We start from the raw sequence: 20,664 nt of genomic DNA, 5'->3' as shown, positions 1-20,664 counted from the left end.
GTTATGATAAATTACGTTTTAATCCATTTAAAACTTGTGATAACCATCATTACACCAATGTCACCAAAACTTTTAAAACTGCGGAGTGATTAACGAAAGAGCCGATGAATGATGACCTGGTGAAGGAGGTGATGACATGTACGTGAGATTTGAGGTTCCTGAAGACATGCAGAATGAGGCTTTGAGTCTCCTTGAAAAAGTAAGGGAGAGTGGGAAAGTAAAGAAAGGTACCAACGAGACTACGAAGGCGGTAGAGAGGGGGTTGGCAAAGCTCGTTTACATTGCTGAAGATGTTGACCCGCCCGAAATCGTCGCTCATCTGCCCCTCCTGTGTGAGGAGAAGAATGTGCCGTATATTTACGTTAAAAGCAAAAATGACCTTGGAAGGGCAGTGGGCATTGAAGTGCCGTGTGCATCTGCAGCGATAATCAACGAAGGAGACCTTAGAAAAGAGCTTGGAAACCTTGTGGAGAAGATAAAAGGCATTCAGAAATAATTAGGGTGATATTATGGCTGACGAGGAGGATATTCAGCCCGCCGAGGTTGTTGAGCTTGTGGGCAGGACAGGGATGCACGGAGAGGTTACACAGGTCAAAGTAAGGGTGCTTGCTGGAGAAAACAAGGGCAGAGTCATAACAAGGAACGTCTTTGGTCCAGTCAAAGTTGGAGACATCATCATGATAAAAGAGACGGCGAGAGAGGCAAGGAAGCTTGCTGTGAGGTGAAGGGATGGAGAAGAGAGTTTGTTCGTTCTGCGGTTACGACATCGAGCCAGGGACGGGCAAGATGTACGTGAGGAGAGACGGTAGAGTCTTTTACTTCTGCTCTGGAAAGTGCGAGAAGAACATGCTCAAGCTCAAGAGGAAGGCAAGAAAGCTGAAGTGGACCAAGCACTACTCAAGGTGATCCCATGGAAAGGACCTTCGTTATGGTAAAACCTGACGGGGTACAGAGAGGTCTCGTTGGCGAGGTTGTCAGCAGGCTGGAAAGAAAGGGGCTCAAGATTGTGGCAATGAAGATGCTCTGGATTCCAAAAGAAATGGCAGAGAACCACTATGCAGAGCATAAGGAGAAGCCCTTTTTCTCCGCTCTCGTTGAATACATAACCAGCGGTCCTGTGGTTGCAATGGTTGTTGAAGGCAAGAATGCAATCAAGGTCGTCAGGACATTAGTTGGAGCAACAAACCCTGTTGAAGCGGCTCCGGGGACAATCAGAGGAGACTTTGGATTAGATGTAGGCAGAAACGTAGTTCACGCTTCAGATTCTCCCCAGTCTGCTGAGAGGGAAATTTCGCTGTTCTTCAGCAATGATGAGATCGTAAGCTGGGAAAAGGCTGACGAACCCTGGATTTACGAAGAGAGATGACAAAGAAGGCCCTGAGAACACCAATCGTCGCCGTATTAGGCCATGTCGACCACGGTAAAACGACCTTACTCGACAGAATCAGAAAGTCGAGGGTTGTGGCAAAGGAGGCAGGAGGGATAACGCAGCATATTGGAGCTACGGAGGTTCCATTGGATGTAATCAAACAGATTTGCAAGGACATATGGAAGGTTGATGTTAAGATTCCAGGCCTTCTTTTTATTGATACTCCCGGTCATAAGGCCTTCACGAATCTCAGAAGGAGAGGTGGAGCTTTAGCCGACCTTGCAATCCTAATCGTAGATATTAACGAGGGTTTCAAGCCTCAAACTGAAGAGGCCCTCTCAATTCTTAGAACATTCAAAACGCCCTTCGTTGTTGCTGCAAACAAGATAGATAGGATTCCTGGCTGGCAGAGTCACGAGGACATGCCCTTCATGAAAAGCTACGCCATGCAGGAGGATTTTGCAAGACAGAACCTCGAAAACAGACTTTACAACCTGATTGCAGAGCTTTACCAGCGTGGATTCTCGGCAGAGCGCTTTGACAGGATAACAGACTTCACGAGGACAGTTGCAGTGGTGCCGATTTCCGCCCTTAAAGGTGAAGGAATCCCTGAACTCCTACTAATACTCGTAGGACTTGCTCAAAGGTATCTGGAGAAAAACCTCAGGCTTCACATCGAGGGCAGGGGGAGAGGGACTGTTTTAGAAGTCAAGGAGGAGCGCGGGCTTGGAGTAACCTGCGATGCCATCCTTTACGATGGGACGCTCAAAGTTGGAGACAGGATAGCAATCGCCGGAAAGGATGAGGTGATCGTAACAAACGTCAAAGCGATACTCAAGCCACCACCTGTAAGGGAGATGAGAGTGGAGAGCAAGTTTCAAAACGTGAAAAGCGTTACTGCAGCTGCTGGTATAAAGATAGTCGCTCCCAATCTCGAAAACGTGCTTGCAGGCAGCGAATTCGAGGTTGTGGAGAGCGAAGAGGACATCAAGAGGTTTGAAGAGAGAGTCAGAAAGGAATATGAAGAGATTGCGATAAGAACGGATGAAGAAGGTGTGGTGCTGAAAACCGACACTCTCGGTTCCCTTGAGGCTTTGATAAATGAGCTGAGGCAGGAGAACATAACCATAAAGAAGGCTGAAGTTGGGGACGTTGACAAAAGGGATGTGGTTGATGCTTCTGCAAACAGGGATGAGCTTAACAGGGTTGTTCTCGCCTTCAACGTGAAACTTCTTCCGGGTGTTGAGGAGGAGGCAAAGAAGTACGGAGTTAGAATTTTCTCCCACGAAATTATCTACACTCTAATTGAGGATTTCGTCAAGTGGAGGGAAGAAGAAAGGCTGGCAAGAGAGAGGCAGAAGGTTGAAGCTCTAATCAAGCCGGGTAAAATCAAGCTTCTAAAGGAGTTCATATTCAGGAGGAGCAAGCCAGCCATCGTAGGTGTGAGAGTTCTGGCTGGAGAGTTGAGAAGAGGTGTGGACTTAATAAAGCCTGACGGCACAAAGGTTGGGGCGGTAAGAACCATGCAGAAGGAGGGAAAGAACGTTGCCATTGCCTCAGCAGGAGACGAGATTGCCATTGCGATTGAGGATGTAACCATTGGCAGGCAGCTTGAAGGGGATGAGGTGCTGTACGTTGATGTTCCAGAGAGGCATGCAAAAGTTATTGAGAGAGATTTGATAGACTCGCTCGATGAAGAAACAAGAAAAGCTTTCCTTGAGTTTCTGGAGATAAAGAGGAAGGAAAACCCCTTCTGGGGCAAATGATGAGGGCAATTGTTTTTACAAGCAATTACTGCCCTTACTGCAGGGTTTTTGAGAGAACGGTTGAGAAGTTGAGGAAGGAGCTTGACGGTCTCGTTAAATTCGATGTCGTCAATGTTGATGAAAACAGGGAGCTGGCAAAGAAATATGAGGTGATGATGGTTCCAACCGTGGTTATTACCAAAGGTGATGAAGTTGTCGGTGGGTTTATGGGCTATGCCGATTACAAAACAGCCCGTGAAGCCATACTTGAGCAAATTTCAGCATCTCCTAAATCTGATTACAAAAACTGACCCTTTTGGTTTGTTATCTTCAACCCAAATCTCTCCTCCGTACCTCTCAACTATTTTCTTGGCAATGAACAGTCCCAAACCCGTCTGACCAGTTTTTCCGCACTTGAATCCCTCTTCAAAAATCCTTTCTTTAATCTCGTCAGGGATGCCGATTCCGAAGTCTGCAATCCTTATCTCGCACCATTCCGCGCTTTCCGATATCCTTATCTCCACTCTGTCAGTGCCGCTGTGAATAAACGCGTTGTTCACTATGTTCTCTATTACAGACCTCAAGCCCTCGTCGGCGAGGGCTCTCCCCTCTCCATAAATCGAAACTCCGTCGAAGGATTCAGCGACCTCTGTAACGACTTCTCTGACATCCATGCACTTAAGCTCTCCGGATTTTACCGCATCCTCAAAAGCTCTCATGTTGCGAACGACGTGCACTGCTTTATTGACGGATTCTAAGGCCTTGTTCAGGTATTCCTGACTGTTATCCTCAATACCGATTTCCAGAAAGGCTGTGGCAGAAGTCAGGGCATTCAGGACATCGTGTCTGAGCGTTTTGTTTATAAGCTCAAGCATTGACGTAAGCTCCTCAAGCCTTCTCCTCTCCTCTTCAAGCTCCGTGATGTCAACAACACTGCCGAGAACTGCCCTTTCACCTTCATAGGTTATGGATGTGATGCTCTCGTAAACCCAACGCACCTTACCGTCTTTCCTGAGTATCCTGTAAACGTAGGGCTCTGTAGTTTTGCCCTTCAGCATCTCAATAGCCCTTTTTCTCACCTTTTCCCTGTCCTCTCCCGCAACAATCTCAAGACTTCTCCTGCCATAAAGCTCATCTGCGGAGTAGCCAGTAATCCGCTCAAATGTTGGGTTAACAAGCTTAAACCTCCCATTTACTAGTATGTAGTGTCCCGCTGAGGATGAGTTGAATATGTTTCTGAAAAGCTCTTCCCTCTCTTTCAGCTTCTGTTCCATCATCTTCTTCTCGGTGATGTCCAAGGCAAAGGCCATGACAGACTTCTTGCCACTCCAGTCTATGGCACCTCCAGCAACAAGCACCCATCTTTCGCTCCCATCTTTCCTTAATGTTTTCAACTCATAGACAGGCCTCTCCCCTTCAAGCCTTTTTTGCATCATGACTCTTGCCAGCTCACGGTAATCTGGATGAATCAGGTCCCACACCTTCTTTTTCATGATTTCTTCCTTGGTGTAACCATGCATTTTGCAAAGAGCATCGTTAACAAACAGTATCTCACCCTGGTGGTGTACGATAATTCCGGCAGGGGAGAGTTCTGCAAGGGCCTTGAACCTCCTTTCCCTATCTTCAAGCTCCTTTTCAAGCCTAACTCTTTCGGTTATGTCCCTCCCCACGACGATGTTTCTCCTGAAACCTTTAATCGCAATCATGCTGTAGAATTTTTCACCAGCTGAGCAAGTATCACCCTTGCAAATTTCGAAGAACTTTCTACCCACAACATCTCCAAAAACCTTACGTGCGGTCTCGTTCTGATCTACTATAGTTCCTTCATCGTCGAGCGATAGTATGATGTCAGGTGTTTGATCGAGAAAAGCTTTGACCTCCTGTAAAAATAGAATTCTACCAATCGCTTTGTTTAAAGTGGGAATAAGGCGTTTTATCTCTTCTTCGTCACCACAAAACCTTATGGTGGCTTTATCAGTTCTTATTTCGGTCACTCTACCATCCGGCTTTCCCGCTTTAGCTTTAACCCCATCTACCTCTATTTCCGAATACCTTATCCCAAGAAACTTTACTAAGAAATTGCAGAGTCTCTGGAGTGCATTCTCAAAGTCATCAGAGAGCATTTCAAGAGCTTCAATTGCCAATTTTTCCACATCATTTTTTGTCGTTTACTTAAATTTAAGCTTTGTCATGAATGGGTGTTGGGTTTATGCAGGAGCTTTCCTGTTTTTCCTTTGCAACATGTTGATAACCATTATTGTTACAGTTGTAATGGTAATTGTTATTACAATTTAACTTATACAACAGTAAAAGTTATATATCACATAGAACAGTCATTAATTGAGGTGATAAAAATGGAGAGGAAGGATGAGAGAAAGGAGGCGGAAAAGGTTTTCAAGGAGATAAGAATTTTCATGGCTTAAATGATTTTAAAGCTCTTTAAAATTGGTAGTAAACCTGCAACAATAGCGTACCCTTTACCTCTTGTTTCTTTTCTTGGTTTTTGTTTAAGTGGAGATTTAATATCGTTTGTCGCGTCATACTTGTTTGCTCTGTTCTTCTTTACAGCTATAAATTTGTGGAATCATGTTAATGATGCAGAGGACGACTTCAGAGCTGGAAGAGCGGAAGCAGAATTTTTAATTTACAAAAGAACGGAAGCTACCGCTTTTGTAATTTCCTGTTACGTTGTATCCAGCCTTCTTGTTTTTTGGGGATCAAAGGATAAAGAAATAGCATTACTAACCTTCTTAATCTCTGCTTTGCTCACTTGGATTTATTCCGATAAAATTTTTATCGGTAGAATTTTACGCAGATTGAAGGAAGATTACAGAACAGAAATTCTGACCTACCTGATAACTACAATGTCTTTCTTTCTTCTTTTCTGGACATTTTTCTCAAAAGTCTCAATGATAGGGATTAGCTTCGCCCTTGTATTGTCAGCAATATACCTCTCAGGCTTCTTTCTAAAGGATATCAAAGACATATCGGCAGATATTGAAGCGGGTTATCGAACTCTGGCAGTTGTATTTCCGCCAGGAACACTTCTGAAATTCTCAGTTTTTTCCTTCGTGGTTGCAATAATCTTGGCTGCGATTTCCCCATTACTAACTTTCCCGTCAAACTTAGTTTTTTTATTTATAATGCTAATTCCTTTATTGTACTGTATCACTGGGTTCTGTAAACATCATTGGAAAATAGATAAAAATATTATATCTGAATTAAAAATATATACAAAACTGCATTTACTTTCTATTCTCTCCATTGCAGTGTTATCTTGTTTCAGAAATTTATCAATACTGTAGAAAGAAAAGTATTCACTGCTATTTTATTTTCAATTTCAGTCATAATTTTTCTTTCAATATTCCCTGTATATGATGGACAAGAAGTAATTATTCCATATTTCTTTCGTTTTTTAAATAGGTCAACAATTTTCTCCTCGAACATTAACATTATATACTGATCAAACAAGATGAAATCGAATCTTTTCTTGTTTAACTCAGATGCTATTTTGGATATACCTCCACTAAGTTTCTCGCCAAAAAATATAGCTCTGTTTTCAAAAAGTGTAAGGTCAAACAATGAGGGATAAAACTTCAAATCGTAGTCCATCAACCCCAATCCTGCCACACCACCTGTTTCTCTGCTAAAGAACAGCAGACCGTATGGTGTAGCACCTAAAAATTCCTCTTCCTCAATATCTTTCTCCAAGTCCTCTCTCATTTTAATTCTGTGTTTCCTTAAGTATTCTCTGATACTAAGTTCTCCTATATTACCTATCGCCAGTCTACTTTTTTTCACTTTAACTTCCTCGACGAATTGGAACTCCTTCTTCAAAATTTCCTTTGTCTGTTCAATGTCCTTTTGCCTCTCAGGTAGAAAATCAGTGTAATCTACCACAAATTCACGATCAAAAGAAAGATGGACCACACCCCTACCAACCCTTTCTCCGTTTACATATATTTGAGGCTTACCAATACCAAACTTAATGGGGAATAAATTTAATGAAACGGCTTCTTTCGATTCATCTCTAAACGGTCTCAACATTGTGTTCATGGGATATATCAAATTCTCATAAATTTTAGAGGCTTTTTCTAAATCAGATGTAATTTTAAGTCTCAGGTATTTCCCTAAAAACGCGTACCGACTCTCAACGTAAAAAAGCGGATAAACCAGCAAATTAAACTTCCCTTTCTCTGCATTTCTCAACTGCTCCACAACCTCGTTTACATTCCCTTTGAAAACATTCAAGCTGTATTCGATGTCAGCGAACATGCATAAACATCCACGAGTCCAAACTCCCTCTGGAGTTATAAATCCCTCAACCGGGATGCAGAGTGTGTTAAAATTGAATTTAAACACCTTTGCGTCCTTCTGGAGACTCTCAGTTAAGTAAACTATTGCGAGATTTGGCTTAAAATCAAGATTTTCGGCTTTTGACTTTATTTCATCAAACGCCCTTCTGGCATCATTTTTCAGGCTGTATGCGAACTCAATCATATCGCAGTGATTCGGTATCTATTCTCACCTTGTAAAGCGAGGCAGCATCGGAAATGCCCACCACGAGGAGCATCGACCTTGAGATTGGCTTTATTAGAATTCCCTCCCTCCCAAATCTGAACTCAACGCTGTTCAGGTTCTCTTCCAGCACCTGCCTTGCCACCACCTCTACCTGCTTTTCTGCCCATTCAAGAGTTGGGATCCATTCTCTGCTCTTTATATAACTGGCAAGAACCGTACCGTCTACACTGTAGACTACCGCGAAAAGAACTGAGTCGTCCGCTCTAAAGGCTTCAATGATTTTGAGCAACTCTGCTCTCATAATATTCTCCGCTTTATTTTTTCAAAATCTTCTACAGTAAGGACGCCTTTTCTACACAACTCTCTGATTTTTTCCATTGCCCTTTCAGGCAGGTTAAGCCCCTCCACTTCGAACCCATCGCCCCTCCTTTCATCAATGACTATTCCCGCACCCTCGATTATGTAGAAGGGGTAAACTCCGTCAGCATGCCAGGACATTCTGTGTTTGAGAACCCTTAGCGTCCTGCTGAAGGAACCTCCGTAGCCAGTATATCTCAGATTTATAACAGAGTCAGCTAAGAGGAGTATGAGGTCAGCATTTAGTCTAAGAGGTTCTTCCACGGTAATCAGAGCTGTCCCCTTAGATTTGAGATTTTTAAGAAACCAGCTTATCTCCTTTCTCTCCTCAGATTCGACATCGACGACAAGAGGGGATAGGGCGTCAATAACTACTCTGTCGTATTCAAAAACCATCTTGATTAACGAAGCGATATCTTGTGCCATTACCTTTATTATATTTAGCTGTCCATTTTCAGCGTATTTGGAAAAGTCCCACTGCAGTGATTTAGCAAGTCTTAAAAATTCATTGACCTCAAGGTCGGGAGAAGCGTACATGCACTTTTCACCGTTTTCAAGCCCTTCGAGAATGTAGTTCATGCAGAAAATGGTCTTTCCACACCCTATGCCACCTACGACCGCATTGACTGTGTTCTTGATGAACCCACCTCCAAGAATTTCATCGAGTCCGATGATGCCTGACTTTATCCTTTCCAGCATTAATTCTAGTTAGGTTTAAGGAGGTATAAATATATTTTCGAGTTTTAGCAATCTTTTTTCTTAGTAGCAATTAGCAAAGTTAAAACTTCTTTCTTTGCCACTTTAAACAAATTTAAAAACAGCCTGAGTTTTTGCCCATTATGGACATCACGGAGAGGCTCAAGCTTATTACAAGAAACGCGGAAGAAGTTGTGACTGAGGAGGAACTCAAACAGCTTTTGGAAACCAAAGAGAAGCCAAAGGCGTATGTGGGTTACGAGCCAAGCGGCGAGATACATCTCGGCCACATGATGACTGTTCAGAAGCTCATGGACCTCCAGGAGGCGGGATTCGAGGTTATTGTTCTCCTTGCCGACATTCACGCTTACCTTAACGAGAAGGGCAGCTTTGAGGAGGTAGCCGAGATAGCGAGCTACAACAAGAAGGTCTTTATCGCCCTCGGTTTAGATGAAAGCAAGGCAAAGTTCGTTCTTGGAAGTGAATACCAGCTTAGCAGAGACTACATCTTGGATGTGCTGAAGATGGCGAGAATAACGACGCTCAACAGGGCGAGGAGGAGTATGGATGAAGTGAGCAGAAGAAAGGAAGACCCAATGGTCTCGCAGATGATATACCCGCTCATGCAGGCACTTGACATCGCTCATCTCGGTGTTGACCTTGCCGTTGGGGGGATAGATCAGAGAAAAATACACATGCTCGCGAGGGAAAACCTTCCGAGGCTTGGCTACAACTCCCCTGTCTGTCTCCACACACCAATTCTTGTTGGCCTTGACGGGCAGAAGATGAGCAGCTCAAAAGGGAATTACATCTCAGTGAGAGACCCACCGGAGGAGGTAGAGAGGAAAATCAGGAAGGCATACTGTCCGGCGGGAGTTGTAGAAGACAACCCCGTAATTGACATAGCGAAATACCACATTCTTCCGAGATTTGGCAAGCTTGTTGTGGAAAGGGATGCGAAGTTCGGAGGGGATGTTGAGTACACGTCCTTCGAAAAGCTCGCCGAGGACTTCAAATCCGGTTCGCTTCACCCCTTGGATCTTAAGATTGCAGTGGCAAAATATTTAAACATGCTTCTCGAAGATGCAAGAAAAAGGTTAGGGGTGTCTCTCTGAGCAATGAAGATGATGTAATTAGGGTGAGGTTACCGGACAGGAAGAAGGGAGAGCTTTTTGGAGTGGTAACCTCCATGCTCGGTGCGGGCCACATCAAGGTGAGATGTGAAGACGGGATAGAGAGGCTTGCAAGGATTCCGGGGAAAATGAGAAAGAAAATCTGGATCAGGGAGGGAGACATCGTCATCGTTGTTCCCTGGTCGTTTCAGAAGGACAGAGCAGACATTATATGGAGATACACCAACCCCCAGGTTGAATGGCTGGAAAGAAAGGGCTATTTGAAGTTCTGAAATGGAGATCATTGAAATTCTAAAATCTTTGGAGCCGAAGAAGGCTCTGGCATTCGGAATCGGTGGAGGAGGAGACATCGTAAGCACTATTCCTGTTGCAAACTTCCTTTCCCATTTCGGATACGAAACTGTTCACGGGAGTGTCGTGTGGGACAGAATTATCATAGACCCAAAACCCGGCCCGAGACCTCTTGACGAGCTTGTTAACATCCAGAGGATTAACGAGACAGTTGGAATCGCAGATGAGAACACAAGAACAACTGACGGCATAACGCCAAATGCTGCAAGAGCAGCAAAGCATCTCGGCAGAGTCGTTGCCCTAGACCTGACAAAAAATGTCAGTGCTCTTGCTGATGGAATTCGAGATTTCGCCGAGAGGGAGGGAATTTCACTCATTGTCGGAGTTGATGCAGGGGGAGATGCCATCTCCGTAGGATTTGAATCTGGAGTGAGGAGTCCGCTTGCTGACGCCATCTGTGTTGCTGCACTCAAAAGAGTTGGTGGAATTGTTGCAGTGACGGGATTCGGGAGCGATGGAGAGCTAAGGATTGAGGAGCTGCTGCTCAATATATCTTACATACTGAAAAATGGCGGTTTTCTTGGTTGCTCTTCCCTTAGCAGAAAGGATTACGGGGAGATGAAAAAAGTTATCAGAGATGTGACAACCGAGGCAAGTATGATTCCGCTGATGGCATTCGAGGGCGAGATGGGGCTGAAGAAGCTCAGAAAGGGGAGAAGTGCTCTCGTTACACCGCTCTCAACGCTGATATTTTATTTTAAAGCGGAGAGTGTGTATGAGATTAATCAGGCCGCTAAAATAGTAGAGAAAGCAAGAAATTTTGAGGAAGCGAACTCTCTCCTGCACGTCGAAGGCATTCTGACGGAGTATGACTTTGAGAGGGCTGTTTCAGGAGATCTTTAGTCTTTAAGCAGCTCGGTGAGATCGATCTCCTCTTCCTCGAAACTTAAATCTTCATCCTCATCAAGTTCAAGTTCTTCATCTTCCTCTTCTTCCAGCATTTCCTCTTCAACGTCAAACTCACCGTAGTCCTCCATCACCCTTTCAACAGCCTCCTTCACAACTCTCTTGTACTCTTCGAGGTTTGTGTTATAAACCTCCATTGCAAGCTTGGCCGTCTCACTCTCGCCCTTTTCCATCTCTCTAATCCTTTCTAACGTCTGAACTGCTGTCTCCATCACCCAGTAGTCCCTCGATTCAGGGTCGGCAATACTTATGGTTTCCGGACGGAGAGTAACGAACTTTCCTGTCTCGCCCTCAAAAACTCTAACCTTGGCGGTGAGAGCGACAAGGGTTAAGGTGTCAATATCTTCAAGCGCCTCGTAAGCTTCTGGCTGATACTTCCCGACGTAGCCGATGAAAGAGCCGGTCTGGTCAATCACGCGAATTCTGTATATGTTTCCGTCCTCACCCCTCTCCTCTTTTTCCGTCAGGACACCTATGATGAAAACTCTGTTGCATTTCAGTCCAAGAGGTGTTAGGACGTAAAGGGGGCTTTTCTCCGACTCATCCCGTATTGTGTATGTTGAACTCACTAACTCTTTGGCAAAAACTCTCCTCGCAACTTCTCTCTTCAGAAAAACCGTCGTCATTATACCTCCTCCAAAAGGGTTCTAACCTTCTCAATCTCTTTCCTGATGTCAGGTCTGAAGAGCTCAACGTGTCTCGCTATGAGGTATCTTGGCGTTGCTGTTCCCACTACTCTCAGATACTTGCCGAGAAGCATCTTTTTGAGCTCAATCAGAACTGCATTTCTGTCCAAGGTTTCCTCCGCTATTTTCTTCGCCTTCTCGAGGTCTATGTCTGTGAGAGCCTTGACACCCTCCTCGTTTATAATCACCTCGTAAGTTCTGTAGCCGTCATCAAGTACACCCTTAATCCTTAAGTCGTCATTTGGCTTGGTTTTTCCGTGCTCAGGACACTTTCCCATCTTTATTACTCTGTTACAACCCTCAACACCACAGCGCTGTATAAGCCCGCTGTTCTGCTGGATGGCGACAAGAGCACCAACAACCTCCACCTCTTCGCTCACGTCTTCCGGTGGTTTTACCTTTATGTCCTCATCAATCTCTTCAATTTCGCTTATTTTCGTAACGTTAAGTCTGAGAACGCCACCAAAGTCATCAACAACAACGTTCCGGAAAATGTAGCTCTTTCCCTCCTCAACAGGCGGCTTCTTGGCTTTAGTCCATACAAGGAATCTGATGTAGCCTGTCTCATCTCCAATCAGCCCCACCTGGGCTATTGAGGGGCTGCTGCTTTCCCATAGCTGTATGGCTTTGGCCTTAACAGTAACCCACTTATTTGGCTCCTTTATCTCCTCAATCTTGGTAATTTTCTCACGTCTTATTGTAGCAGGTGCTCCGTACTCCCTTATGATGTAATTTCTGATCGTCCTCAGCGCCTCATTTTCCGGAACTCTGAACTCTATCAAAAGCTTCCTGAGCTTTTCAACGATTTCTTTTCTGTCAACCCCATAATCTTTGTAATCTTCAAAAATCTGCTCTGCCAGCTTTTCAACTCTCTCCATTCAATCACCATTTAACCATTAATCGGGTGGATAAAAGGTTTTCCGAAAATTTGATAGCCTGCAAAACAGCCTTTTTTCAATGGTAGAAGTCCTTGAGCCAACTAAGGAGGGAATCCTGAAGGCTGTAGAGATTCTTAGGAGAGGTGGTATTGTCGCTTTCCCGACTGAGACTGTTTACGGCATGGGATGTGATGCAACCAATGAAAAAGCTTTGAAAAGACTCTACGAGGTTAAGGGAAGAGATCCAGACAAGCCTTTCATAGTTGGCGTCTGGAGTAAAGAAATCGTGAACAAGATTGCTGAAGTGGATGATAGGGCGATGAAGCTTATGGATGCGTATTTTCCCGGCCCGCTCACACTTATTTTGAAAAGTAAGGGTATTCTACCTCAAATTCTTTCCCCTGAAGGTAAGATAGCTGTCAGAATGCCCGCTCATGAAGTTCCGCTTAGTTTGATGAAAGAGCTGGGAGGACCAATTGTAGTTCCTTCAGCAAACATCTCCGGTAGACCGAGCTTGTTGAAGTGGGAGCATGTCGTTGAGGAGCTTGGAGAGAGAATAGATGCCGTTATTAAGGGAGAGTGCAGAGTTGGAATTGAGTCAACGATTGTTGATTTGACGGTTAAACCGGCGAGGGTGTTGAGAGTTGGGGTGGTAGATGTTGAGAGCATAAGGAAGCATGTGGAAGTCGTGGTTGAGCCGTATAGAGGTACTTACACTCTTTTCTGTCCGGTATATGTTTTTGCTGGCAAGAAGGCGAGGGAAAAAATAAAGGAATTCGTGGATGAAATGGAAAAGCATGGAAAGAAAGTAGAATTAATTGCGAGAGCGAAGATTACGGATGAAACAATAGTGATTGGGAAAACACCTGAGGAGTATTCGGCAAATCTTTTCAATGCGGTGAGGGAGGCGGAATCAAAGAGGCCTGATTTGATTGTCATCGAAGGCATTCTTGAGCAGGAGGGCATTATGGACAGGCTTCGTAGACTTGCTGGAGAGAGGGTTTTTAGAGTATAGTGTTGGTGGCAAAAAATCTTTAAATACTTTAAAATCAAAAATAGCTTCGGTGAAACCATGGGGATTATAGACAAGATTCTCGGCAAATCTGAGAAATTGAACATAGATGAGTATGAGGAACTGGACCTCAGCGAGTATGAGGCTGAGATTAGTGAGGCTGCTGGAGCTTACATCAGGGTGGCTGAGGTAACGGGGCTGAATGAAATTCCCGAAATAAAGAGGGAAATATACGACGGGAACATCGTTGTTGCGGACATAGCCTTCATAAAGCACGATAAGCTCACTCTCGACAGGGTTCTGAAGGATTTAAGGCAGCTTGCAGAGGATGTAAAGGGAGACATCGTTGGGTTGGGCGAGGATTATGTTATAATCACACCCACTGGAATAAAGGTGGATAGGAACAAAATCAGGAGCACCTCAAGATGATACCCTGCCCAAGCTGTGGAAAGGAGCTGAAGGTTATAGTATCAACATATGACGTACCGTTTTTTGGCAACATTCTCCTGACTTCAATTAGCTGCGAGTGTGGTTTCAAGCATGCAGATTCTGTTGTTGTTGGAGAGAAAGAGCCAGTCAGATACATCATAAAAATTAACAAAGAAAACCTTTTCACGAAGGTCATCAGATCGACATCTGGAACAATACGCATTCCTGAGATTGGTGTGGCTGTTGAACCAGGACCTGCAAGTCAAGCTTTCATCACCAATCTTGAAGGCGTGCTTGACAGAGTGGAAAGTGTTGTTAGGACAGCAATGAGGTGGAACTCAGAAGATGAGGAGAAAGTGAAGAGATGCGAGTGGATTCTTGAGAGGATTAGGAACACGATTGACGGAGATGAAGAACTTACGCTAATTCTCGAAGATCCACTCGGTAACAGTCTTATCGTATCGGATGATGCCTTTAAGGAGATAATGTCACGAGAGGAGGCTCAGAAACTAAAAACAGGAATGACGATTATAGACATAACGGGAATGAGCGAGGAGGAGCTTGAAGATTTAGTCTGAGTTTAACTTTTTTATCTCGTCGATAAGTTGTTGTTGCTTTTCTCTCAGGTTTTCTTCCAGCTCTTCGTCGCTGATTTGTTTTACTCCGTAAATGTACTCAAGCTCAATCATCCTCATAGCCTTCTTGTACTCCCCATATAGCTTTCCGAGCTCTCTGGCGAAATCCGTGAGCTTTTCCGGGCCAAGGAGTATTATCGCTCCTATTATTATGATGGCTATCTCACCCCATCCAAGCATTAAAGTCAGTTGCTAAGGAACTATTAATAACTTTGCTCAGCTTTAGAAAATTTAGGAAACAGCGCTCTTACCAGCCAGTTCTAAATCATGCGGGGGGAGGGATTCGAACCCTCGAAGGCCTTCGCCACTGGACCCTAAATCCAGCGCCTTTGACCGCTCGGCAACCCCCGCTTGGGAAAATTTGAGCATTGCTGTTTATGTGCTTTATGGCCGAATGTTTTTTAATTCAAGATTACCACTCCCACACATGGTAGAAAAAAAGTTCAGCATCATAGCGCTCATCACCTTCACAGCATTAGCGGTTATTGTTCTCTATCACAACCTGTCCCCTTATCTAACACCTTCTGAATTGGTTGGCAAAGGCAGTGCTGAAAACGTTCAGGTTGTTGGAAAAATTGTTTCAGTTAATGGCAACACTTTTCAGCTATCAGACGGTAAGAGCACCATCACCGTTGCTTACAATGGCTCTATTCAGCAGTACGATGCAGAGGTTGTGGTCATTGGTAACTGGGACGGAAAAGTTTTGCAGGCTACAGAAGTGCTTCAAAAGTGCCATACAGAATACAAGGGTGGTTAGTTGGAGCCGGGATTACCGCTCCTGACAGTTTCTTTGGCGAGTTCTTTTTCAGCGTTTGCGCTTTTTGTTGCGAAAAAAGAAGAGTTGGGAGAAATTTTCCTCTATGTTTCAACTTCATCCGCATTTGCTGGTCTGCTACTGCTCATAAATTACTTCGTCACCGACACATTTTCGATATGGTACGTTTATGCAAACTCAAATGCTGAAATGCCACTCCTTTACAAGATAAGCGCAGCATGGGCTGGAAAAGAGGGTAGTCTTCTTCTTTGGGTTGTATTCAATCTGCTGGTAACATCTTTCTACATAAACTGGGGAAAGAAAGATGAAAAGAAAGCAAAAGTGGCTGCAATAATGACTCTCTTTACATCATACCTTACTGCCAACATTCTGCTGTTCTCCAATCCTTTTGTAGCTCTGCCTTACGCACCTCCCAACGGAGCAGGGCTGAACCCACTGCTGAGAACTACCGAGATGGTCTTTCACCCTCCAGTTGTTTTCCTTGCCTACTCTCTCTCTGCCCTGCTCTTTTCTGTAACACTTGCAAAATCTTACGGTGAAAAAACAGTCGCAAGGCTTGCCTGGTTTTTCTTAACTCTCGGCATAGTAATCGGCGGCTGGTGGGCATACAGAACTCTTGAATGGGGTGGTTTCTGGGGTTGGGATCCGGTTGAAAATGCATCGCTCCTACCCTGGCTTACTCTAACCGCATACTTCCACCTCACCAGAGGAAGAGAATACTTTGCCTATCTAACCTTTTCACTCGTCCTTTTTGCAACCCTTGTCACTAGAAGCGGTATTATAAGCTCAGTACACAGTTTTGGTGGAGAAGCGAGCGATTACAGCTACGTCATTCCGATTTTGGTTTCGCTAACACCCTTGATCTCAAAAGTAAGACAGTTGTCTCTTTCGAGTCTTTGCAACCAGAACCTGCCCGTCATCTTTTTATCAGCAGCAGTCGTGGTTTTTCTCGGCACGGTAGCTGGCGTTTCCGTTACAGTTGAGAGGGAGTATTACCTGATCACCTTTTTGCCCGTTTTCGCTTTGATAGCATTTCTCGTTGCGTTAAAGATACGGAAGATATCCATGCCCACGACATTGCTTCATCTGGGCGTTATTCTGCTTTTCATAGGAGCGACTTCTGTGTGGCTCTTTGAGGATGTTAAAACCATAAAAATAACCCAAAACTCGACAGGAGACTTCTCCCTACTCGATTTAAGGATTAGTGAGGATGCAGAAAAGTATATACTAACAGCATTTATCCAAACTCCTGATGGACTAATATCACCAGAAGTATATGCATACAAGGTTGCTGGCAATCAGAGAGTTTCGTCGGTTGACATAATTCCAGAACTTTTTTGGGACAACTACTACTCAATAAAAGACCTGGATCTGGAAAACGGCACCATAACACTCGAATACTACCGTGTTCCCCTCATAAACGCCGTCTGGATTGGCTCGGCGTTTATGGTTTTGGGTGTTTTGTTCAGATTCTCAGGTAAAAGTTTTTAAATTGGGAGGTTTAGGGAGAGGCATGGGGAAGACGGGAAGCGTAACGTGGGTGAAAATCAAGAAAAGGAACAGCAACGAGTATAGACTCGTACCTACTAAATGGCAGGACTACAAGAAGCCTGGGCCGAACCAGAAATATACATCAGACGGCAAGAAGAGAAGGCGAATAAGAAGGTCGCAGAAGTCGATTCTTGGAGTTAGAAGCTAATGACAATTAACCCTTTTTGAAAGCTGCCAGATAGTGGAATCTTAGCTCTTCGCTTTTTACAAGTTTTAGTTTGCTTAGCTTCTCAACCTCCTCAAGGTTCAACCTCTCTTCCACTGGTGGGCCGAACTCCATCTCTTCCTTTTTCCATTCTGCAACCACAACGTAATCCGCCCTTGATGCCCATTCCAGATACTCCTCAGGACTTTCCATCTCGTGAAGCACGTTGGAAAACAACACAACGTCAATTTTGAAGTCTACATCGGGCGGGGAGTCCGAGAGTATTATCCCCACATTCAGCAACCCCTCCTCTTCAACTCTTTTCCTCAGAATCCTTGCCATCTCCTCATTTATCTCCACTGCATAGACTTTCTTGAAAATCCTGGCGAGGGGGATTGTCAGATAACCGCTCCCAGCTCCAATATCGAAGACCACATTCTTTTTGGGTCTGAGACTTTCGATGAAATCAATTACCTTCTCAGGTGGGAAAATCTTCCTTCTCCACTCAGAATCGAGAATGTGGGCATTCTTTGGGTTAAACTTGTGTTTGTTGTGTTTCATAATCTGCTTAATTTCGGATATTTATTGAACCTTTTCCCGCTATTGATTTTCCTTCAAACTGTCGAGGAGATAGGCATACAGCAGTGGAAAAGCTATAGTGGCGTCGCAGTAAATCGTCACGGCCTTGGCATCTGGTTTCAGCTTGCACCAGCTCTTTGCCTCTTCCAATGTAGCTCCGCTCAGCCCTCCCCACTGCGGGGAGTCGGTTGTGATCTGCACCGCATAGTCAAATCCCTCAGCTAGGAGCATCGCCTGAAGGGTGAAATTCTTCGGCACGCCTCCCCCGACAACAATCACTCCCATCTTCCTTTTCTGGAAGCATAGGTCTATTATCCTGCTTACATCTCTGAAAAAGTCAATCTGGAGGTTTTTGCGGTAAATCATAACGTGAAGGCCTGCTATCGAGTCGTGAAGGGTTGGACAGAATACCGGAATCTCTTTTTCAGCGGCTATTCTAAGAAAAGAGCTTTCATCATTCATCCTCTTTCCAACCTCCCACAAAAACTCGTAGCTTGCGTAAACACCTTCAAGCTCCGAAATAACACCTGAAAGAAACTCTTCAACTTTTTCAAAGGCTTCCTGTGATACAAACACATCATATATCCTGTTTACGTTCTCCTCGGCAAGTGCCTTGTCATCGACGTAGCAGCTACCGATTTCGTGCCCCATGCCAAGAGATTCAACAATTTCGTGAACGACGTTGGCCCCTGTGGTCACCAGACTGCTTATAAAGCCGTTCTGCATCATTCCGGCAACTATTTTCCTCATTCCCGCTGGAATCATTGCTCCGGCGAGGGTCAGAAAAACGAATGAGTCGTTTTTTACCATCTCCTCACAGATTTTTGCAGCTTCTCCAATCCTTCGAGCGTTGAAGGCGGTTTTTCCAAGCATCTCTACCAGCTCTGAAACTTTAATTCCCTCGTGGATTTCTGGGCTTGTCACTCTCATGATTCCGCATCGATGTGAATGTTTAAATCTCTTTCAAAAGGCATATATACCACCTTACAGTCCGACCTTTTATGAAGGTACTTGTGAGCCCCATGAGTGTTGCGGAAGCGCTGGAGGCAATTGAGGGAGGGGCTGACATCATCGATGTAAAGAATCCCGCTGAAGGTTCTCTCGGTGCCAACTTTCCGTGGGTAATCAGGGAGATTTCGGAGATAGCCAAAAAGCATGGCAAGGAAATCAGCGCCACTACTGGTGACATGCCATTCAAACCAGGAACAGCAAGCCTTGCTGCTCTGGGTGCGGCCGTTGCGGGGGCTGACTACATAAAAGTCGGTCTTTATGGAGCAAGAAATGCTGAAGAAGCTTACGAGATGATGTCAGGAGTCGTTAAAGCAGTCAAAGATTACGATCCATCCAAGAAGGTTGTGGCTGCAGGCTATGGGGATCACTACAGAATATCCTCAGTCTCACCTCTCGACTTGCCGGAAGTGGTCGCAAAGGCAGGAGCTGACATAGTGATGGTCGACACCGCAATAAAGGATGGCACATCTCTGTTTGACCACATGAAGGTTGACGACATCAAAAAATTCGTAACCCTGGCAAAAGATAACGGGCTGATGGTTGCGCTCGCTGGTAATATAGGCTGGGACCACATAGAAATGCTGAAGGCTCTCTCACCAGACATAATTGGCGTGAGGTCGATAGTTTGCGAGGGTGACAGAAGTTCGATGATAAAAAGAGAGCTTGTAGTGAAGCTTATGGAAGCGGTGCACGGGTAGAGCAGAGTTTCAAAAGCTCACTCTCACCCTCTCTTGTTCCTTTTGCAATAAGAACGTCTCCGCTGAAAATTCTCGTGTTTGCAGTTGGCTTTGTTATCCATTCGTTCTTTCTTTTGATTGCAATGACATGCATTCCCGTGTTGCTCTCAACTCTCGCCTCTCCGAGAGTCCTTCCGTTGAGCGGGGATTCTTCAGATACTGTTATGAGTGTCAACACCTCATCAGTCTCTCTCATCGCCTCCTTGAATATTGGAGGAATCTCCATTTTGTCGAGAAGAACCTCTGCAATGTCTCTGGCGGCATCTGCTATTAGCTCAGAGCAGTAAGCTATCTCCACAATCGCCATGAGGGGCATGAGTTGCTCGTCATTGAAGTGCCGGCTGCATTTAAGCACGTTTTTCTCAATCTCGAACTTGTTGTTGTCAATAATCTCTTCCAGGTAGACAACTTCAAGGGCTATTTCGTCGTTTCCGTATATCAGGGAGGAGTAAGCGAGGTCAACTGAAAGCTCTGAGAGGTTTTTCATCTCGATGAGCAGATCAACTGCTCTATCAAGCTCCTCTATTTTTATGTCGGGAGGTTCTGGAGGTGGAGGTATCTGCTTGCCGGCTACAACCTCATAAAATCTCGGCAAGGCTGTTGGATCTCCCTTTGCGAAAAGCAAATCCCCTTTGTATATCATGGTGTCTCTATCAGGATTGAAAATCCAGCTAAAACCGCGCTTGATGGCGATAACTCTCATTCCAGTTCTCGTATGAAGCCTTACCTCTCCGAGAGTTTTTCCGGATATTTCAGAGTTTTCCGGAACCTCGAGTTTCACAACGGTTTCTTCGGAGTGATAGAGCATCAGCTTTACCATTTCATCTGAGAGCTTGATGTTTCTGAGAACGAGAGACGAGATATCGGCAGCGGCGCTGCTTATCTTCTGCCCCGCATTGGCAATCTGCAAAATTGATGAAACTTTCTCAGCCTCCTCCACTCTCCTTGCAGCAAGGATTGAAACGACTCTGATCTGCTTCAGCAGGTCAAGAACTCTGCCCTCAAGCTCGAGAACTTCTTCAGCAATGTCCTCATTGTTGTAAAGAATTGCTGAATATGCAAGATCAACCATCAGCTCGGTTGTATCTTTAATTTCAACGAGCAAATCCTTTACAGTACGAGGCATTTCAAATCTCTTTATTTCTCAT

General features: G+C 44.7%; 27 protein-coding genes and 1 tRNA gene. 17 read left to right on the top strand and 11 right to left on the bottom strand.

What is annotated here, in order from left to right:
* Nucleotides 1-136: 136 nt before the first annotated feature.
* Genes rpl7ae through H0Z19_RS01950 form a run of 6 tightly spaced genes read left to right on the top strand, consistent with a single transcriptional unit; the run spans nt 137 to nt 3,425 of the window.
* Nucleotides 137-496: a 50S ribosomal protein L7Ae gene (rpl7ae, locus tag H0Z19_RS01975; RefSeq protein WP_290723287.1), complete on the top strand. Its 360-nt coding sequence runs from the start codon at nt 137-139 to the stop codon at nt 494-496.
* A 13-nt stretch (nt 497-509) separates the two neighbouring features.
* Nucleotides 510-725 carry a 30S ribosomal protein S28e gene (locus H0Z19_RS01970; protein ID WP_010878268.1) on the top strand — a complete coding sequence of 72 codons (216 nt, stop codon included), beginning with the start codon at nt 510-512 and terminating at the stop codon, nt 723-725.
* 4 nt (nt 726-729) lie between these two features.
* Entirely contained in the window at nt 730-906 is a 177-nt protein-coding gene (locus H0Z19_RS01965) for a 50S ribosomal protein L24e (RefSeq protein WP_290723283.1), read from the top strand.
* A 4-nt stretch (nt 907-910) separates the two neighbouring features.
* Nucleotides 911-1,366 (top strand): nucleoside-diphosphate kinase, encoded by a 456-nt coding sequence (gene ndk, locus H0Z19_RS01960; RefSeq protein ID WP_290723282.1) that lies wholly within the window; start codon nt 911-913, stop codon nt 1,364-1,366.
* Nucleotides 1,363-3,135 (top strand): translation initiation factor IF-2, encoded by a 1,773-nt coding sequence (gene infB / locus H0Z19_RS01955; RefSeq protein WP_290723279.1) that lies wholly within the window; start codon nt 1,363-1,365, stop codon nt 3,133-3,135. The genes ndk and infB overlap by 4 nt, the downstream gene beginning before the upstream one ends.
* Nucleotides 3,132-3,425 (top strand): thioredoxin family protein, encoded by a 294-nt coding sequence (locus H0Z19_RS01950; protein ID WP_290723277.1) that lies wholly within the window; start codon nt 3,132-3,134, stop codon nt 3,423-3,425. The genes infB and H0Z19_RS01950 overlap by 4 nt, the downstream gene beginning before the upstream one ends.
* On the opposite strand, the gene H0Z19_RS01945 is transcribed toward H0Z19_RS01950, so the two are convergent.
* Nucleotides 3,393-5,267 (bottom strand): PAS domain S-box protein, encoded by a 1,875-nt coding sequence (locus tag H0Z19_RS01945; RefSeq protein ID WP_290723275.1) that lies wholly within the window; start codon nt 5,265-5,267, stop codon nt 3,393-3,395. The two genes, H0Z19_RS01950 and H0Z19_RS01945, sit on opposite strands and share 33 nt — an antisense overlap.
* A gap of 270 nt (nt 5,268-5,537) precedes the next feature.
* On the opposite strand from H0Z19_RS01945, the gene H0Z19_RS01940 reads away from it, so the two are divergent.
* The gene (locus H0Z19_RS01940; protein ID WP_290723273.1) at nt 5,538-6,419 is read left to right on the top strand and encodes a UbiA family prenyltransferase; all 882 of its coding nucleotides are present in this window, start codon (nt 5,538-5,540) and stop codon (nt 6,417-6,419) included.
* On the opposite strand, the gene H0Z19_RS01935 is transcribed toward H0Z19_RS01940, so the two are convergent.
* Genes H0Z19_RS01935 through H0Z19_RS01925 form a run of 3 tightly spaced genes read right to left on the bottom strand, consistent with a single transcriptional unit; the run spans nt 6,397 to nt 8,691 of the window.
* Nucleotides 6,397-7,614, bottom strand: a complete 1,218-nt coding sequence (locus H0Z19_RS01935) for a hypothetical protein (protein WP_290723270.1) — start codon at nt 7,612-7,614, stop codon at nt 6,397-6,399. The genes H0Z19_RS01940 and H0Z19_RS01935 overlap by 23 nt on opposite strands.
* A complete protein-coding gene (locus tag H0Z19_RS01930) occupies nt 7,607-7,936 on the bottom strand; it encodes a hypothetical protein (protein ID WP_290723269.1) in 330 nt (109 codons plus the stop codon). The genes H0Z19_RS01935 and H0Z19_RS01930 overlap by 8 nt, the downstream gene beginning before the upstream one ends.
* Complete coding sequence (locus H0Z19_RS01925) at nt 7,933-8,691, bottom strand: RAD55 family ATPase (protein ID WP_290723268.1); 759 nt, start codon at nt 8,689-8,691, stop codon at nt 7,933-7,935. The genes H0Z19_RS01930 and H0Z19_RS01925 overlap by 4 nt, the downstream gene beginning before the upstream one ends.
* A gap of 140 nt (nt 8,692-8,831) precedes the next feature.
* Here H0Z19_RS01925 and H0Z19_RS01920 point away from each other — a divergent pair, with 140 nt between their 5' ends.
* Genes H0Z19_RS01920 through H0Z19_RS01910 form a run of 3 tightly spaced genes read left to right on the top strand, consistent with a single transcriptional unit; the run spans nt 8,832 to nt 11,015 of the window.
* The gene (locus H0Z19_RS01920) at nt 8,832-9,803 is read left to right on the top strand and encodes a tyrosine--tRNA ligase (RefSeq protein WP_290723266.1); all 972 of its coding nucleotides are present in this window, start codon (nt 8,832-8,834) and stop codon (nt 9,801-9,803) included.
* The gene (eif1A, locus tag H0Z19_RS01915; RefSeq protein ID WP_290723369.1) at nt 9,800-10,093 is read left to right on the top strand and encodes a translation initiation factor eIF-1A; all 294 of its coding nucleotides are present in this window, start codon (nt 9,800-9,802) and stop codon (nt 10,091-10,093) included. Before H0Z19_RS01920 ends, eif1A begins: the two co-directional genes overlap by 4 nt.
* A gap of 1 nt (nt 10,094) precedes the next feature.
* A complete protein-coding gene (locus H0Z19_RS01910; RefSeq protein ID WP_290723264.1) occupies nt 10,095-11,015 on the top strand; it encodes a DUF1152 domain-containing protein in 921 nt (306 codons plus the stop codon).
* On the opposite strand, the gene H0Z19_RS01905 is transcribed toward H0Z19_RS01910, so the two are convergent.
* Nucleotides 11,012-11,704 carry a hypothetical protein gene (locus tag H0Z19_RS01905; RefSeq protein ID WP_290723262.1) on the bottom strand — a complete coding sequence of 231 codons (693 nt, stop codon included), beginning with the start codon at nt 11,702-11,704 and terminating at the stop codon, nt 11,012-11,014. The two genes, H0Z19_RS01910 and H0Z19_RS01905, sit on opposite strands and share 4 nt — an antisense overlap.
* A complete protein-coding gene (locus H0Z19_RS01900) occupies nt 11,704-12,642 on the bottom strand; it encodes a replication protein A (RefSeq protein ID WP_290723260.1) in 939 nt (312 codons plus the stop codon). The genes H0Z19_RS01905 and H0Z19_RS01900 overlap by 1 nt, the downstream gene beginning before the upstream one ends.
* A 79-nt stretch (nt 12,643-12,721) precedes the next feature.
* On the opposite strand from H0Z19_RS01900, the gene H0Z19_RS01895 reads away from it, so the two are divergent.
* The 3 genes from H0Z19_RS01895 to H0Z19_RS01885 are packed head-to-tail and all read left to right on the top strand — an operon-like array spanning nt 12,722 to nt 14,661.
* Nucleotides 12,722-13,657 carry an L-threonylcarbamoyladenylate synthase gene (locus H0Z19_RS01895; protein WP_290723258.1) on the top strand — a complete coding sequence of 312 codons (936 nt, stop codon included), beginning with the start codon at nt 12,722-12,724 and terminating at the stop codon, nt 13,655-13,657.
* A 57-nt stretch (nt 13,658-13,714) separates the two neighbouring features.
* The gene (gene sepF / locus H0Z19_RS01890; RefSeq protein WP_290723255.1) at nt 13,715-14,083 is read left to right on the top strand and encodes a cell division protein SepF; all 369 of its coding nucleotides are present in this window, start codon (nt 13,715-13,717) and stop codon (nt 14,081-14,083) included.
* A complete protein-coding gene (locus H0Z19_RS01885; protein WP_290723253.1) occupies nt 14,080-14,661 on the top strand; it encodes a ZPR1 zinc finger domain-containing protein in 582 nt (193 codons plus the stop codon). The genes sepF and H0Z19_RS01885 overlap by 4 nt, the downstream gene beginning before the upstream one ends.
* On the opposite strand, the gene H0Z19_RS01880 is transcribed toward H0Z19_RS01885, so the two are convergent.
* Both H0Z19_RS01880 and H0Z19_RS01875 read right to left on the bottom strand, forming a co-directional pair.
* Nucleotides 14,653-14,898 (bottom strand): twin-arginine translocase TatA/TatE family subunit, encoded by a 246-nt coding sequence (locus tag H0Z19_RS01880; protein ID WP_290723251.1) that lies wholly within the window; start codon nt 14,896-14,898, stop codon nt 14,653-14,655. The two genes, H0Z19_RS01885 and H0Z19_RS01880, sit on opposite strands and share 9 nt — an antisense overlap.
* 88 nt (nt 14,899-14,986) lie before the next feature.
* A tRNA-Leu gene (locus H0Z19_RS01875) sits at nt 14,987-15,069 on the bottom strand.
* A gap of 76 nt (nt 15,070-15,145) precedes the next feature.
* On the opposite strand from H0Z19_RS01875, the gene H0Z19_RS01870 reads away from it, so the two are divergent.
* The 3 genes from H0Z19_RS01870 to H0Z19_RS01860 are packed head-to-tail and all read left to right on the top strand — an operon-like array spanning nt 15,146 to nt 17,192.
* A complete protein-coding gene (locus tag H0Z19_RS01870; RefSeq protein ID WP_290723250.1) occupies nt 15,146-15,475 on the top strand; it encodes a cytochrome c maturation protein CcmE in 330 nt (109 codons plus the stop codon).
* Entirely contained in the window at nt 15,476-16,984 is a 1,509-nt protein-coding gene (gene ccsA, locus H0Z19_RS01865) for a cytochrome c biogenesis protein CcsA (RefSeq protein ID WP_290723249.1), read from the top strand. It begins immediately after the preceding gene.
* Nucleotides 16,985-17,006: 22 nt separating this feature from the next.
* A complete protein-coding gene (locus tag H0Z19_RS01860; RefSeq protein ID WP_010879682.1) occupies nt 17,007-17,192 on the top strand; it encodes a DUF5350 domain-containing protein in 186 nt (61 codons plus the stop codon).
* A gap of 6 nt (nt 17,193-17,198) precedes the next feature.
* Here H0Z19_RS01860 and H0Z19_RS01855 read toward each other — a convergent pair whose 3' ends face one another.
* Both H0Z19_RS01855 and H0Z19_RS01850 read right to left on the bottom strand, forming a co-directional pair.
* Nucleotides 17,199-17,750, bottom strand: a complete 552-nt coding sequence (locus H0Z19_RS01855; RefSeq protein WP_290723241.1) for a methyltransferase domain-containing protein — start codon at nt 17,748-17,750, stop codon at nt 17,199-17,201.
* Nucleotides 17,751-17,789: 39 nt separating this feature from the next.
* Nucleotides 17,790-18,698 (bottom strand): deoxyhypusine synthase, encoded by a 909-nt coding sequence (locus tag H0Z19_RS01850; protein WP_290723240.1) that lies wholly within the window; start codon nt 18,696-18,698, stop codon nt 17,790-17,792.
* Between the two features lie 71 nt (nt 18,699-18,769).
* Between H0Z19_RS01850 and H0Z19_RS01845 the strand changes: the two genes are divergently transcribed.
* A complete protein-coding gene (locus tag H0Z19_RS01845) occupies nt 18,770-19,477 on the top strand; it encodes a (5-formylfuran-3-yl)methyl phosphate synthase (RefSeq protein ID WP_290723238.1) in 708 nt (235 codons plus the stop codon).
* Here the strand turns inward: H0Z19_RS01845 and H0Z19_RS01840 are convergent.
* The gene (locus tag H0Z19_RS01840; RefSeq protein ID WP_290723237.1) at nt 19,455-20,642 is read right to left on the bottom strand and encodes a potassium channel family protein; all 1,188 of its coding nucleotides are present in this window, start codon (nt 20,640-20,642) and stop codon (nt 19,455-19,457) included. The two genes, H0Z19_RS01845 and H0Z19_RS01840, sit on opposite strands and share 23 nt — an antisense overlap.
* Between the last annotated feature and the right edge of the window lie 22 nt (nt 20,643-20,664).

The sequence above is a fragment of the Archaeoglobus sp. genome, from assembly GCF_017656475.1.
In the GTDB taxonomy this organism is placed as follows: Archaea; Halobacteriota; Archaeoglobi; order Archaeoglobales; family Archaeoglobaceae; genus Archaeoglobus.
The sequence above is the reverse complement of the archived record's forward strand: the minus strand, read 5'-3'. Positions and strand labels throughout refer to the sequence as shown.